Below are 11,810 nucleotides of genomic sequence, written 5' to 3' on the forward strand. Positions count from 1 at the left end.
CACTTTAGAGCACCACGTAGCATAACGCCATCAATGAACGATCAGGGCTGCTCGCCTACCAGGTAGGTTTTGCTGATGTGGCGGAACAGCGGGTGGCTGGCGCTGCCCATCAGCTCGAACACCACCATTTCTCGGGTCACGATCTGCGCACCCGCCGCCCCCATACGCGCCAGCGCAGCGGCTTTGCTGGCCGGGGTACGGCTGTCGCAAGCGTCCTCGACGACGAACACCTGCTTGCCCTGCTCCAACAGGCCAAACACGGTTTGCAGCACGCAGACGTGGGTTTCCATGCCGCATACGATCACTTGGTCGCGCGCCAGCAAGCTATCCGGCAGGCAGTCGCCAGCCACGCAGGAGAAATGCACTTTTTCGACGATTTGCGCAGCCGGCGCTACCGCCTTGAGCGCTTCGAGGGTGTGGCCCAGGCCTTTGGGGTACTGCTCGGAAATGACGATGGGTAGCTGCAGTTCGGTGCTCGCTGCCAGCAGCCAGCGGGCGCGCGCGGCGGTGCCAGCAGGGTCGCTCATGGCGCCGATGAGTTTGTCCTGGATGTCGACCACCAGCAGCGTGGCGTTGGATGGGTCAATCAGCATGGTCCGGCCCTTGCCTGGGTAAAGCCTGCAGCCTTACCCAGACACACAGCGGCGTCAATCAGGCAGACAGCCGAAGGGGCTCCAGGGTGGCGCTGAGCATGGCGAGCACACGGTCTTCATGTTCGTGGATGAAAAAATGCCCACCGGGGAACATGTCGAGGCTGAACGGCCCCTGGGTTTCGTTGCCCCAGGCTTGCAACTGCTCAGCGTTGGCCCGGTCGCTCTGGCCCCCGAGCACATGCAAGGGGCAACGCAGCGGCGCGCGCTGGCGGTAGGCGTAGCGCCCGCACAGCAGAAAATCGGCGCGCACCACCGGCAGTGTCAGGCTCATCAATTCTTCGTTGGCCAGCACCTCTTCCGGGGTTCCGCCCAACTTGCGCAGCTCTGCCAGCAGCTCGGCGTCGCTTTTTGGCTCACGCCAATTTGCGCCGTCGTAGTCTTCGCGCCGAGTTGGCGCCGCCGTGCCACAGGCAAACAACGCCACCGGTGGCGGGCAGCCCAAGGCTTGCAGTTCGTGGGCCAGCTCGAACGCCACCAAAGCGCCCAGGCTGTGCCCGAGCAAGGCATACGAGGCCCCAGCAGCAAGCCGCTGCTCGCCGGCCAGTTGCCGGGCCAGCGCCTGCATGTCGGTGAACGGCGTTTCGCCTAGCCGTGCGCCACGCCCAGGCAATTCGACCGGGCGCACCTGCAGCCAGGCTGGCAGCTTGCGCCGCCAGCGGCTGTAGACCATCGCACTGGCCCCGGAGTACGGCAGGCACAGCAGGTTCAGTGTGGTCACTGTCACTGGGCCGCAGCTGCAGCCATCTGCTGGCGCAGGCTCAGCGGGCGCATGTCGGTCCAGACTTCGTCGATGTAGGCTAGGCACTCCTGTTTCAGGCCACTTTTACCGACTGCACGCCAGCCGTCCGGGATGGCCTTGTAGTCGGGCCAGATGGAATATTGCTCTTCGTGGTTGACCACTACCTGGAACACGATGTCGTCGCGGTCGAATACGGAAGTCATTGCCTGTCTCCTTGAATGATGAGGGCCGGATGCGCCGGGCGCAGGGCGGCTATCAAGAAAACGAAGCGGCCTGCGGAAAAATTACTCCGTCGTGCAGGCCAGCTCCCGAGCGCGGGCGATGGCCGCCTGGATAGCCGCACGGGCTTGGGGGCTGTTCTTCCAGCAGCTGGAGCCAACCAGGCTGGCGGCGCCTTCGACGATATCGCGCGCGTCGGCCGCGGCCAGTTGCGCAAGGTTGTTGTAGCCCAGTTGTTCCAGGCGCAGCAGCACGGTTGGGCCAACGCCTTTGACGGCCAGCAGTTGGCTGCGTGCTTCGGGGGAAAACGCCATGATCACCTCCTTGTGACCTGCGGATTTGCAAGTGCGGCGGATAATGGCATATACCAAGCGTTCCCCACCAACTCGTACCTGGAGACCCCCCATGCTCGGCGTGACCGACTACGGCGCTTTCGTGATTGCCTTTATCGTGCTGCTGGCAATCCCGGGGCCGGGCAATTTCGCCCTGATTACCGCCACTGGCAAAGGCGGCATCAAGGGCGGGCTGGCTGCGACCTGCGGGGTGATCCTGGGCGACCAGGTATTGATGTGGCTGGCCGTGGCAGGGGTTGCTGCGCTGCTGGCCGCCTACCCTGCGGCGTTTCACGTGGTGCAGTGGGCGGGGGCTGGGTACCTGGCCTGGCTGGGCCTGCGCATGGTGCTGAGCAAACCAGGCGCAGCGCCCCGTGAAGGCGGCATGAACAATGGCCGGTACCTGCGCCAGACCATGATGATCACCCTGCTCAACCCCAAGGCGATCATGTTCTACATGGCGTTCTTTCCGCTGTTCATCGACCCGGTGAAGCATCAGGGCATGGTCACCTTTGCGTTCATGGCGGTGACCGTGGCTACGGTGACGTTCCTGTATGGGCTGGTGGCGGTACTGCTGACGCACCACCTGGCCGAGCGCATGCGTGCAAGCCCCAAGGTCAGCAACTTGCTGGAGCGGCTGGCGGGGGCCTGCCTGGTGGGGTTTGGGATAAAACTGGCGGCGCTCAAGTAGGGCAGTACACGTTGACCTGACAGTTCTATCAGTAGCCTGTTATCAAGCTTGCACTCATGATCCAACTGTCCGCTTTATATAGCGCATCGAAAGGAGCATGGATCATGAGCGCAATGGCGAGAAGAACTCGGTACTTCTATCAAAGCGGCGCCCTTTTTACCCTGAAAGAGGGCGACCTGAATCGTACAATCTTCCGCTACTCAGGCGCTGCACTAGCCGAGCATGAGCGCTGCACTTACTTATTAGCAAGCGACAGTGATGGCTCTGCACTCATCGCACACGATGGCATGAGCGCTGTCCATCAGTCGTTTAGCCCGTACGGGCACTCTCCTTGTACAATCTCAGCCATAGCGTATAACGGGGAAGTAGAAGACAGATATTCCAAACTGTACTTCTTGGGCATAGGCAATCATCGCGCATACAGTAGCAAGTTGCAGCGCTTTCTCGGCAGTGATGAAAAGAGCCCAATTGGTGAAGGCGGAATAAATAGTTACGGCTACTGTGGCGCAGACCCCGTTAACTTCCGTGATCCATCAGGTGCGATGAAAATACCAAAACTCCCCCTCACCCCCATCAAAAAGCCTCGCCCACCGGCGCAAATTGAACGTATTGTCCGGGAGTTCAATGCGTGGGCTGCCAAGCCCGAAGGGAAGAAAGCGTTGGCATCGACAACGGGTGATCCGCGAGCGAAAAAACTAACATCTATGTACACAGAAACCTTTTCGGGACAACTAAAAAAATCGCATAAAACCTCAACTGGATCAAGGAACCGGCTAACAGGAGAATTAGATAGCTATATACAACAAGAACAGCAGTACAATGATAAACAGCTTCAAAAGCTGATGTCAGCGCAAACAACCGATGACCTCACCAGCACATCCAAAAAGGCGCTGTCTCGCGAAGAGCTCGCTGAACGATACTATGAAAAGAAGCGGTCATCTTCGGATCGCTTAACGCTTGCCGAGTATATCCGCGACATGATTCGAATATAGGAAATCTGATGGCTATCTCAGCCACCACCCAACAAGTCATGGGCATCGAGCAAGCGGAACGCGACCTGCGGGTTGCGCTCCAGCCCGCGGCGAATCGCAGCCGGGATCGACTGCCGGGTCTTGCGGCACAACCCCGGTAGCGCCTCAAGCTCGATGACGATGCCGCGCATGGTGCGTACCTCGTTGAAGCCTGGGGCGATGTGCACCCGCAGGCCGAGGTTCTGGTACATGCGCTGCTGCAGGTGCTGCAGGTCGTCGAAGTCCTTGAGGTTTTCCAAGCGAGCGATGAGCTTTTTTTCTTCTTCACGGGTCAGCAGCAGGATGCGCTGCAACTGCTCCGGGCTTTCGAGCAGCTGCTCGCGCCCGCAATCGCAGGCGCCCGGCGGGCATGGGTGGCGTTGGGCTGGCTGGGTGGTCATGGAGCAAGGATAGCCTGAAAGTTGCAACAAACTGTTGGTCCAGGGCCGCCTGGGCCGATCAGGTGATAAAGTGCGCGCCCTCTTCAGTGGCAATGATGGAAGGCTGTGCATGCACAAAATGATCGAGTTTCTGGCGGTGGTAGTGCTGTGCACCATCATCGGCGTGGTGTGCGAGCAACTGGCGGTGAACCAGTACTTCAAGTGGCTGTTGATGGCGCTGCCAGCGGTGGTTTGGGTACGACTGCGTAATCCGTTTGCGCGGTAGGGCTAGCCTTCATGGGGTTTATGTGAAGGCTGAGAAGGGGGCGGCGGTAGTCTCGTACCTACAGCAAATCCTTCAAAGCCCAGGTCATCAAGAGTGCTCCGAGCCCGGCGCCTCCATCGCCAACATCGCCTTGGGCTACAGCCTCAATATCAACCTCGTGCATAAATGGATACGCCTGCACACGCAGAAAACCACCGAGCAACCACGGGCATGACCCGTATGCCTATCTCAAAGATGTGCTGAGGCGCCTGCCGACGCAACGGGCCAGGGAGATTGCGCAGCTGCTGCCGCATCGTTGGCGTCCGGCTTAGTCGTGCAACACGGTTTGCCCGTACGCTTTCATAGAATCTCCCACAGAGAACGTGCTCAGACACGATATTGAGGTCTGGCCGAGATTCCTGTGGGAGATTACCCAGCCCTTCCGGGCTGCGCTGCCGCGCAGAGAACTGGGCACCGTGGGAGCGGGCTTGCCCCGCGATGCGATGTTGGCAGTGCTATCGCTATCGCGGGGCAAGCCCGCTCCCACGTTTCCATGTAAATCAGCTAGTTAGCGTTTGTTCTATGAGAGCTGGCGTTAGCCTGCGATGAGGGCCTCGCAGGCTTGCCTGGCCCGATAGCCCTACTACCCCTCTGCCGCTTCGCGCTTCAACCGCGCCCGGCGGGCCATGATGTTGAGCATCTCGATGGCCGTCGAGAACGCCATGGCGGCATACACATAACCCTTCGGCACATGGGCGCCGAAGCCTTCGGCGATCAGGGTCATGCCGATCATGATCAGGAAGCCCAGGGCCAGCATCACGACGGTCGGGTTGTCATTGATGAACTTGGCCAGCGGGTCGGCAGCCACCAGCATCACGATCACAGCAGTGATCACGGCAATGACCATGATCGGCAAGTGCTCGGTCATGCCCACGGCGGTAATGATGCTGTCGATCGAGAAGACAATGTCCAGCAGCAGAATCTGGAAGATCGCCGCACCAAAGCCAATGGTCACGGTACGGCCAACCTTGGACTCTTCCTTGGCACCATGCGGGTCGACGCTTTCGTGGATTTCCTTGGTTGCCTTCCACAGCAGGAACAGGCCACCGGCGATCAGGATCATGTCCTTCCACGAGAACGCATGCCCAAACACCTCGACCACAGGCTCCGTAAGCTGAACGATCCAGGCTACGGTGCTGAGCAAGGCCAGACGCATGATCAACGCCATGCTGATACCAATGCGCCGCGCCTTGGAGCGGTACGCTTCAGGCAGCTTGTTGGTGAGGATGGAAATAAAGATCAGGTTGTCGATGCCCAGCACCACTTCCATGGCCACCAAGGTGGCCAGTGCGACCCAGGCGGTCGGGCTCGCGGCAAGTTCCAGTAAGTATTCCATGGTTCAGTCGTGCTCCGGTCAGATGTCCTGGGAGTCTTTCTTGTCGTCTTCGGCCTTGGCCTTGCCGTCGCTACCGACCGCATCGCTCAGCGCCTGCTGGGCAGCTTCGTTGGTCTTGTCGATGGCCTGCTTGGCCGACTGGGCAGCCTGGTCGAGCACCTGCTGAGCAGACTTCTCGGCCTGGTCGCAACCACTCATGGCCAACAGCGTGAAAACCAGCACCAACGGTGTACCAATGGATTTGAGTTGTAGCATGGGGGCCTCACTTGTCGATTGCGGCAGCGCGTCGTGCGCCTGATGGGGAGGCATTCTAGTGAGGCTGAAACATCCAGAAAATTCGTATTTTCAGCGGTTATACTTCGGTTTTCACGAATCGGCAGATCCACATGCTCAATTATCGCCAGCTCCACTATTTCTGGGCCGTGGCCAAGACCGGCAGCATCGTGCGCGCAAGCGAACAGCTCAACCTCACGCCGCAGACCATCAGCGGGCAGATCAGCCTGTTCGAGCAAACCTGGAACATTCAACTGTTCCAACGGGTGGGCCGCCAGCTGGAACTGACCGAAACCGGCCGCCAGACCCTGATTTATGCCGAGCAGATGTTTCAGATCGGCGGCGAACTGGAAGCCATGCTGCGTGCCGGGCCCAAAGAGCAGATTCTGTTCCGCGTAGGCGTGGCCGATGTGGTGCCCAAGTCGATCGTGTACAGCCTGCTGGCGCCAACCCTGGAGCTGGACGCCGCGCTGCGTATCAATTGCCGCGAAGACAAGCTCGAGCGCCTGCTGGCAGACCTGGCGATCCAGCGCCTGGACCTGGTGATTTCCGACAGCCCCATGCCCAGTCACCTGGACATCAAGGGCTACAGCCAGAAACTCGGTGAGTGCGGGGTGAGTTTTTTTGCCGCCAGTGTGCTTGCCGAGCGCCTGTCAGCGCCCTTCCCCGCCTGCCTGGACAACGCCCCACTGCTGATCCCCGGCCACGAAACCGTGCTACGCAGCCGCCTGCTGCGCTGGCTGGCCGAACAGAACGTACACCCACGCATCATCGGCGAGTTCGACGACAGCGCCCTGATGCAGGCTTTCGGCCAATCGGGCAGCGGTATCTTCGTGGCACCCAGCGTGATCGCCGAAGAGGTGTGCCGCCAGTATGCGGTGCAACTGATCGGGCAGACCGAAGCGGTCAGCGAATCGTTCTATGCCATTTCGGTAGAGCGCAAGGTCAGCCACCCCGGCATCGTGGCCATTACCGAAAGCGCGCGGCGGGCGCTGTTCTCTGGTTGAGGCCAAGCCCGCCGCTGCGCGAGGCCCCGGTCGGGATGTGCTAAAGTCGCGCCCTTCGACGAATCAGAGACCGTGTTGCACATGTCCTCCATCCTCCGCTTCATTGACCGTACGGGCCTGGTGACGCAGATCTGCATCGGCCTGGTGGCCGGCATCGCCCTCGCCCTGCTCGCCCCGGCAATCGCCCTGGACCTGGCCTTTATCGGCAAAGTGTTCGTCAGCGCGCTCAAGGCTGTGGCGCCGATCCTGGTGTTCGTGCTGGTCATGGCGTCGATCGCCAACCACCGCCATGGCCAGCAAACCCACATTCGCCCGATCCTCGCCTTGTATCTGCTGAGCACCTTCGCCGCAGCCGTGGTTGCGGTCGGGGCAAGCATGCTGTTCCCCTCGGAACTGGTGCTCAATGCCAGCCAGGCCTCGCTGAGCGCGCCCGGCGGCATCACCGAAGTGATGCAGAACCTGCTGCTCAGCGCCGTCGATAACCCGGTCAGTGCCTTGGTGAATGCCAACTTCATTGGCGTGCTCAGTTGGTCCATCGGCCTCGGCATCGCCCTGCGCCACGCCAGCGACAGCACCCGCGGCATGGTCGATGACCTGTCCCATGCGGTAACCCGCATCGTGCGCCTGGTGATCCGCTTCGCCCCACTGGGCATCTTCGGCCTGGTCACCTCGACCCTCGCCCAGTCCGGCCTCGACGCGCTGCTTGGCTACCTGCACCTGCTGGGCGTGCTGATTGGTTGCATGCTGTTCGTCGCACTGGTGGTGAACCCGCTGATCGTGTTTTGCAAAACCGGCAGCAACCCGTACCCGCTGACCCTGTTGTGCCTGCGCGAAAGCGGCATCACGGCGTTTTTCACCCGCAGCTCGGCGGCAAATATCCCGGTCAACCTGGCGCTGGCCGAAAAACTCGGCCTGCATGAAGACACCTATTCGGTCTCGATCCCGCTGGGCGCGACCATCAACATGGCCGGTGCATCGATCACCATCACCGTGCTGACCCTCGCCGCTGTACACACCCTGGGCATCCCGGTGGACCTGCCAACTGCCGTGCTACTGAGCGTGGTGGCGTCGATCTGCGCGTGTGGCGCTTCCGGCGTGGCCGGCGGCTCGCTGCTGCTGATTCCGTTGGCCTGCAGCCTGTTCGGCATCCCCAGCGAAGTGGCCATGCAGGTGGTTGCGGTTGGCTTCATCATTGGCGTACTGCAAGACTCGGCAGAGACGGCACTGAACTCCTCGACCGACGTACTGTTCACCGCAGCGGCCTGCGGCGGCATGAAACAGCGCAGCGCCTGAAGCAATGATTGCGGGGCAGGCTTGCCCCGCGATCGGGCTTTACCTAGGCTAGTGGCCTTTTCCTCGCAATGAGACTGGGCCATGTCAGACCAAGAAACCACCGGCGAAGGCCGTTTCACCAGCATCGAAATCCGCGTGCTCGGTTCATTGATCGAGAAGCAGGCAACCAGCCCTGAAAGCTACCCCCTGACCCTCAACGCCCTGGTGCTGGCGTGCAACCAGAAAACCAGCCGTGAGCCAGTGATGAACCTCTCCCCCGGCCAGGTTGGCCAGGCCCTGCGCAGCCTTGAAGGCCAGGACATGACACGCCTGCAAATGGGCAGCCGCGCTGACCGCTGGGAGCACCGGGTAGACAAGGCCCTGGAGCTGGTGCCCGCGCAGCTGGTGCTGATGGGGCTGATGTTCCTGCGCGGCCCGCAGACGCTCAATGAGCTACTGACCCGCAGCAACCGCCTGCACGAGTTCGAAGATGTCGACCAGGTGCAGCACCAGCTGGAGCGTTTGATTTCGCGAGGGTTGGCCTTGCACCTGCCGCGCCAGCCAGGCCAGCGTGAAGACCGCTACACCCATGCGCTGGGCGACCCTGCAGAAATCGAGGCGATTCTTGCTGCGCGCCAGCATGAAGGGGGTTCACGCAGCGCAGGCAATGCCGTGTCGGAGGAACGTATCGAAGCGCTGGAAGCACGCATTGCTGCGCTTGAGGCACGCCTGGACGAGCTGGTGGGCTGAGAGCCAGGGCTGCTTCGCAGCCCATCGCGGCGCAAGGCCGCCCCTACAGGATGTGTGTGGCCTGTGTAGGAGCGGCCTTGCGCCGCGATGGGCCGCAAAGCGGCCCCGGCGATATCAGGGTTGTTCAGGTTCGGGGAAGTTGCGGCAGCTTTTGCGCTCAGCCAGTTCCCGGTCGCTGGGGCGCTGGTCGACGAACAGGGTACGGCCGTCGGCATAGATTTCCAGATAGCCCCAGTGCAAGTCTTGCTCTTACTGGCCGGGCTGGGGTGGCACTAGCCACCAAGGTTCGCGGCTGATCAAGGTCATTGGCGTGGTTCCCGAGGATGTCTGCCGTAATAGTAGACACCCTCAGGCCCGTGGCGAGCAGGCTTGCCCCTCGCCCCACCATCCCCCCCAGGCCTCAGGCCGGCGCCGAGGTACGGATCAGGTGGTCGAATGCAGCCAGCGAAGCCTTGGCGCCCTCGCCCACAGCGATAACGATCTGCTTGTACGGCACAGTGGTCACGTCACCTGCGGCAAACACGCCCGGGATGCTGGTCTGGCCCTTGGCATCGACAATGATCTCGCCGCGTGGCGACAGCTCGACAGTGCCCTTGAGCCAATCGGTGTTCGGCAACAGGCCGATCTGCACGAAGATGCCTTCAAGCTCGATCTCATGTTCGCTATCCGTGGTGCGGTCCTTGTAACGCAGGCCAGACACCTTCTCGCCATTGCCGATCACCTCGGTGGTCAACGCGCTCTTGATCACGTTGACGTTGGCAAGGCTCAGCAGCTTGCGCTGCAACACGGCGTCGGCGCGCAGTTGGCTGTCGAACTCGATCAGCGTCACTTCGGCGACGATACCCGCAAGGTCGATGGCCGCTTCCACACCTGAGTTACCGCCGCCAATCACCGCCACGCGCTTGCCCTTGAACAACGGGCCATCGCAGTGCGGGCAGTAGGCGACGCCACGGCCCCGGTATTGCTGCTCACCGGGCACGTTCATTTCGCGCCAGCGGGCACCGGTGGCCAGGATCACGGTCTTGGCCTTGAGCGCAGCACCACCGGCCAGGCGCACTTCGTGCAGGCCGCCGTCGGTTGCCGGGATCAGCGCTTCGCCGCGTTGCAGGTTCATGATGTCGACGTCGTACTGCTTGACGTGCTCTTCAAGCGCCGTGGCCAGCTTCGGCCCTTCGGTTTCCTGCACCGAGACAAAGTTCTCGATAGCCAGCGTGTCGAGCACCTGGCCGCCGAAACGCTCGGCAGCCACACCGGTGCGGATACCTTTACGCGCCGCATAGATGGCCGCCGAAGCACCGGCCGGGCCACCGCCGACTACCAGCACATCGAAAGCATCCTTGGCATTGATTTTCTCGGCCTGACGGTCGGCTGCGCCGGTGTCGATCTTGCCCAGAATCTCTTCAAGGCCCATGCGCCCCTGGCCGAAGACTTCACCGTTGAGGTAGATGCTCGGCACCGCCATGACCTTGCGCCGCTCGACCTCGTCCTGGAACAGCGCGCCATCAATCGCCACATGGCGCACGTTGGGGTTGAGCACCGCCATCAGATTCAGCGCCTGGACCACATCCGGGCAGTTCTGGCACGACAGCGAGAAATAGGTTTCGAAGGTGAATTCGCCCTTCAGGCCCTGGATCTGCTCGATCACTTCGGCGCTGGCCTTGGAGGGGTGGCCGCCGACTTGCAGCAGCGCCAGCACCAGGGAGGTGAATTCGTGGCCCATGGGGATGCCGGCAAAGCGCAGGCTGATGTCAGCCCCCGGGCGGTTCAGCGAGAACGAAGGGCGACGTGCATCGTTGCCGTCTGCACGGAAGGTAATGAGGTTGGACAGGCCGGCGATTTCCACCAGCAAGTCGTGCAATTCGCGGGACTTCGCGCCGTCGTCGAGGGAGGCAACGATCTCGATCGGCTGGGTGACCCGCTCCAGGTAGGTTTTCAGTTGCGATTTAAGCGTGGCGTCCAACATACGGGCGATTCCTTTTTTCAAAACTCGGATACAAAAACGCCCAGGCGAGGTCGCCCGGGCGCTTTTACGGGGCGGTAGCTACTTCAGCTTTGGCGGCTGTCTACCGCCCACAAGGTGCTGGACACTTAGATCTTGCCGACCAGGTCCAGGGACGGGGCCAGGGTGGCTTCGCCTTCTTTCCACTTGGCTGGGCACACTTCGCCTGGGTGAGCGGCGACGTACTGGGCAGCCTTGACCTTGCGCAGCAGTTCGGCAGCATCGCGGCCTACACCACCGTCGTTCAGTTCGACGATCTTGATCTGGCCTTCTGGGTTGATCACGAAGGTACCGCGGTCAGCCAGGCCAGCTTCTTCGATCAGCACATCGAAGTTGCGCGAAATGACATGGGTCGGGTCACCGATCAGTGGGTACTGGATCTTGCCGATGGTGTCCGAAGTGTCGTGCCAGGCTTTGTGGGTGAAGTGGGTGTCGGTGGACACACCGTAGATTTCCACGCCCAGTTTCTGGAATTCGGCGTAGTTGTCGGCCAGGTCGCCCAGTTCGGTCGGGCAGACGAAGGTGAAGTCTGCCGGGTAGAAGAACACGACCGACCACTTGCCTTTCAGATCGGCGTCGCTGACCTGAACGAACTCGCCTTTGTGGTAGGCAGTGGCGTTGAACGGTTTGACTTGGCTGTTGATGATTGGCATGCGAGACGCTCCTTCATGGGGTTGGAATCAGTTGATGGAGTGAATCCTACCGACAGCGGCGGCTGAAGGCTCATTGGCAAAGCTGATGCTGCTGATTGGTTTTGGCTATAAGGCCGGTTTATTAATAGAAGGGAATGGGCTGAGCAAAGGATTGCGGGGCGCCGAGGTCGG

At 61.2% G+C, this 11,810-nt stretch carries 15 protein-coding genes and 2 pseudogenes; 7 read left to right on the forward strand and 10 right to left on the reverse strand.

Annotated features, from left to right (window positions below):
- Positions 1 to 41: 41 nt before the first annotated feature.
- The 4 genes from HU720_RS01235 to HU720_RS01250 form a co-directional block, all read right to left on the reverse strand.
- Positions 42 to 593 (reverse strand): isochorismatase family protein, encoded by a 552-nt coding sequence (locus HU720_RS01235; RefSeq protein WP_186516631.1) that lies wholly within the window; start codon positions 591 to 593, stop codon positions 42 to 44.
- A 58-nt stretch (positions 594 to 651) separates the two neighbouring features.
- Positions 652 to 1,371, reverse strand: coding sequence for an alpha/beta fold hydrolase (locus HU720_RS01240; RefSeq protein WP_186516633.1), 720 nt, complete (start codon positions 1,369 to 1,371; stop codon positions 652 to 654).
- Positions 1,372 to 1,373: 2 nt separating this feature from the next.
- Positions 1,374 to 1,595 (reverse strand): MbtH family protein, encoded by a 222-nt coding sequence (locus HU720_RS01245; protein WP_186516634.1) that lies wholly within the window; start codon positions 1,593 to 1,595, stop codon positions 1,374 to 1,376.
- 81 nt (positions 1,596 to 1,676) lie between these two features.
- On the reverse strand, positions 1,677 to 1,925 hold the full coding sequence (locus tag HU720_RS01250; protein ID WP_186516635.1) for a helix-hairpin-helix domain-containing protein: 249 nt from the start codon (positions 1,923 to 1,925) through the stop codon (positions 1,677 to 1,679).
- Between the two features lie 91 nt (positions 1,926 to 2,016).
- Between HU720_RS01250 and HU720_RS01255 the strand changes: the two genes are divergently transcribed.
- Positions 2,017 to 2,634, forward strand: a complete 618-nt coding sequence (locus HU720_RS01255) for a LysE family transporter (RefSeq protein ID WP_186516636.1) — start codon at positions 2,017 to 2,019, stop codon at positions 2,632 to 2,634.
- A 104-nt stretch (positions 2,635 to 2,738) separates the two neighbouring features.
- On the forward strand, positions 2,739 to 3,626 hold the full coding sequence (locus HU720_RS01260) for an RHS repeat-associated core domain-containing protein (protein ID WP_186516637.1): 888 nt from the start codon (positions 2,739 to 2,741) through the stop codon (positions 3,624 to 3,626).
- A gap of 17 nt (positions 3,627 to 3,643) precedes the next feature.
- Here the strand turns inward: HU720_RS01260 and HU720_RS01265 are convergent, their stop codons facing one another.
- Positions 3,644 to 4,045: a hypothetical protein gene (locus HU720_RS01265; RefSeq protein WP_186516638.1), complete on the reverse strand. Its 402-nt coding sequence runs from the start codon at positions 4,043 to 4,045 to the stop codon at positions 3,644 to 3,646.
- Between the two features lie 109 nt (positions 4,046 to 4,154).
- Between HU720_RS01265 and HU720_RS01270 the strand changes: the two genes are divergently transcribed.
- Together HU720_RS01270 and HU720_RS01275 are read left to right on the forward strand one after the other, a co-directional pair.
- Complete coding sequence (locus tag HU720_RS01270) at positions 4,155 to 4,310, forward strand: hypothetical protein (RefSeq protein ID WP_186516639.1); 156 nt, start codon at positions 4,155 to 4,157, stop codon at positions 4,308 to 4,310.
- 203 nt (positions 4,311 to 4,513) lie between these two features.
- Positions 4,514 to 4,621, forward strand: a pseudogene (locus HU720_RS01275) (transposase domain-containing protein); the annotation flags it as partial.
- Between the two features lie 311 nt (positions 4,622 to 4,932).
- Here the strand turns inward: HU720_RS01275 and HU720_RS01280 are convergent.
- Both HU720_RS01280 and HU720_RS01285 read right to left on the reverse strand, forming a co-directional pair.
- Positions 4,933 to 5,685, reverse strand: coding sequence for a TerC family protein (locus tag HU720_RS01280; RefSeq protein WP_186516640.1), 753 nt, complete (start codon positions 5,683 to 5,685; stop codon positions 4,933 to 4,935).
- 18 nt (positions 5,686 to 5,703) lie between these two features.
- The gene (locus HU720_RS01285; protein WP_186516643.1) at positions 5,704 to 5,940 is read right to left on the reverse strand and encodes a hypothetical protein; all 237 of its coding nucleotides are present in this window, start codon (positions 5,938 to 5,940) and stop codon (positions 5,704 to 5,706) included.
- A gap of 131 nt (positions 5,941 to 6,071) precedes the next feature.
- Between HU720_RS01285 and nhaR the strand changes: the two genes are divergently transcribed.
- The 3 genes from nhaR to HU720_RS01300 all read left to right on the forward strand — a co-directional run bounded on the left by nhaR (position 6,072) and on the right by HU720_RS01300 (position 8,987).
- A complete protein-coding gene (nhaR, locus tag HU720_RS01290; RefSeq protein ID WP_186516645.1) occupies positions 6,072 to 6,965 on the forward strand; it encodes a transcriptional activator NhaR in 894 nt (297 codons plus the stop codon).
- A gap of 81 nt (positions 6,966 to 7,046) precedes the next feature.
- Positions 7,047 to 8,258 carry a serine/threonine transporter SstT gene (sstT, locus tag HU720_RS01295; protein WP_186516647.1) on the forward strand — a complete coding sequence of 404 codons (1,212 nt, stop codon included), beginning with the start codon at positions 7,047 to 7,049 and terminating at the stop codon, positions 8,256 to 8,258.
- A gap of 81 nt (positions 8,259 to 8,339) precedes the next feature.
- Positions 8,340 to 8,987, forward strand: a complete 648-nt coding sequence (locus HU720_RS01300; RefSeq protein WP_186516649.1) for a DUF480 domain-containing protein — start codon at positions 8,340 to 8,342, stop codon at positions 8,985 to 8,987.
- A gap of 114 nt (positions 8,988 to 9,101) precedes the next feature.
- Here HU720_RS01300 and HU720_RS01305 read toward each other — a convergent pair.
- The 3 genes and pseudogenes from HU720_RS01305 to ahpC form a co-directional block, all read right to left on the reverse strand.
- Positions 9,102 to 9,293, reverse strand: a pseudogene (locus HU720_RS01305) (hypothetical protein).
- Between the two features lie 94 nt (positions 9,294 to 9,387).
- On the reverse strand, positions 9,388 to 10,950 hold the full coding sequence (gene ahpF, locus HU720_RS01310) for an alkyl hydroperoxide reductase subunit F (protein ID WP_186516651.1): 1,563 nt from the start codon (positions 10,948 to 10,950) through the stop codon (positions 9,388 to 9,390).
- Positions 10,951 to 11,075: 125 nt separating this feature from the next.
- Entirely contained in the window at positions 11,076 to 11,639 is a 564-nt protein-coding gene (ahpC, locus tag HU720_RS01315) for an alkyl hydroperoxide reductase subunit C (protein WP_186516654.1), read from the reverse strand.
- Positions 11,640 to 11,810 lie beyond the last annotated feature (171 nt).

This window comes from Pseudomonas sp. SWRI51 (assembly GCF_014268825.1).
In the GTDB taxonomy this organism is placed as follows: domain Bacteria; phylum Pseudomonadota; class Gammaproteobacteria; order Pseudomonadales; family Pseudomonadaceae; genus Aquipseudomonas; species Aquipseudomonas farsensis.

What these genes read in the sequence shown, in the direction of transcription:
- HU720_RS01235 (WP_186516631.1), bottom strand. Translation starts at nt 593, where the DNA reads ATGCTGATTGACCCATCCAACGCCACGCTGCTGGTGGTCGACATCCAG.
- HU720_RS01265 (WP_186516638.1), bottom strand. Translation starts at nt 4,045, where the DNA reads ATGACCACCCAGCCAGCCCAACGCCACCCATGCCCGCCGGGCGCCTGC.
- HU720_RS01300 (WP_186516649.1), top strand. Translation starts at nt 8,340, where the DNA reads ATGTCAGACCAAGAAACCACCGGCGAAGGCCGTTTCACCAGCATCGAA.
- HU720_RS01250 (WP_186516635.1), bottom strand. Translation starts at nt 1,925, where the DNA reads ATGGCGTTTTCCCCCGAAGCACGCAGCCAACTGCTGGCCGTCAAAGGC.
- nhaR (WP_186516645.1), top strand. Translation starts at nt 6,072, where the DNA reads ATGCTCAATTATCGCCAGCTCCACTATTTCTGGGCCGTGGCCAAGACC.
- HU720_RS01270 (WP_186516639.1), top strand. Translation starts at nt 4,155, where the DNA reads ATGCACAAAATGATCGAGTTTCTGGCGGTGGTAGTGCTGTGCACCATC.
- ahpC (WP_186516654.1), bottom strand. Translation starts at nt 11,639, where the DNA reads ATGCCAATCATCAACAGCCAAGTCAAACCGTTCAACGCCACTGCCTAC.
- HU720_RS01245 (WP_186516634.1), bottom strand. Translation starts at nt 1,595, where the DNA reads ATGACTTCCGTATTCGACCGCGACGACATCGTGTTCCAGGTAGTGGTC.
- HU720_RS01255 (WP_186516636.1), top strand. Translation starts at nt 2,017, where the DNA reads ATGCTCGGCGTGACCGACTACGGCGCTTTCGTGATTGCCTTTATCGTG.
- sstT (WP_186516647.1), top strand. Translation starts at nt 7,047, where the DNA reads ATGTCCTCCATCCTCCGCTTCATTGACCGTACGGGCCTGGTGACGCAG.
- HU720_RS01285 (WP_186516643.1), bottom strand. Translation starts at nt 5,940, where the DNA reads ATGCTACAACTCAAATCCATTGGTACACCGTTGGTGCTGGTTTTCACG.
- HU720_RS01280 (WP_186516640.1), bottom strand. Translation starts at nt 5,685, where the DNA reads ATGGAATACTTACTGGAACTTGCCGCGAGCCCGACCGCCTGGGTCGCA.
- HU720_RS01260 (WP_186516637.1), top strand. Translation starts at nt 2,739, where the DNA reads ATGAGCGCAATGGCGAGAAGAACTCGGTACTTCTATCAAAGCGGCGCC.
- ahpF (WP_186516651.1), bottom strand. Translation starts at nt 10,950, where the DNA reads ATGTTGGACGCCACGCTTAAATCGCAACTGAAAACCTACCTGGAGCGG.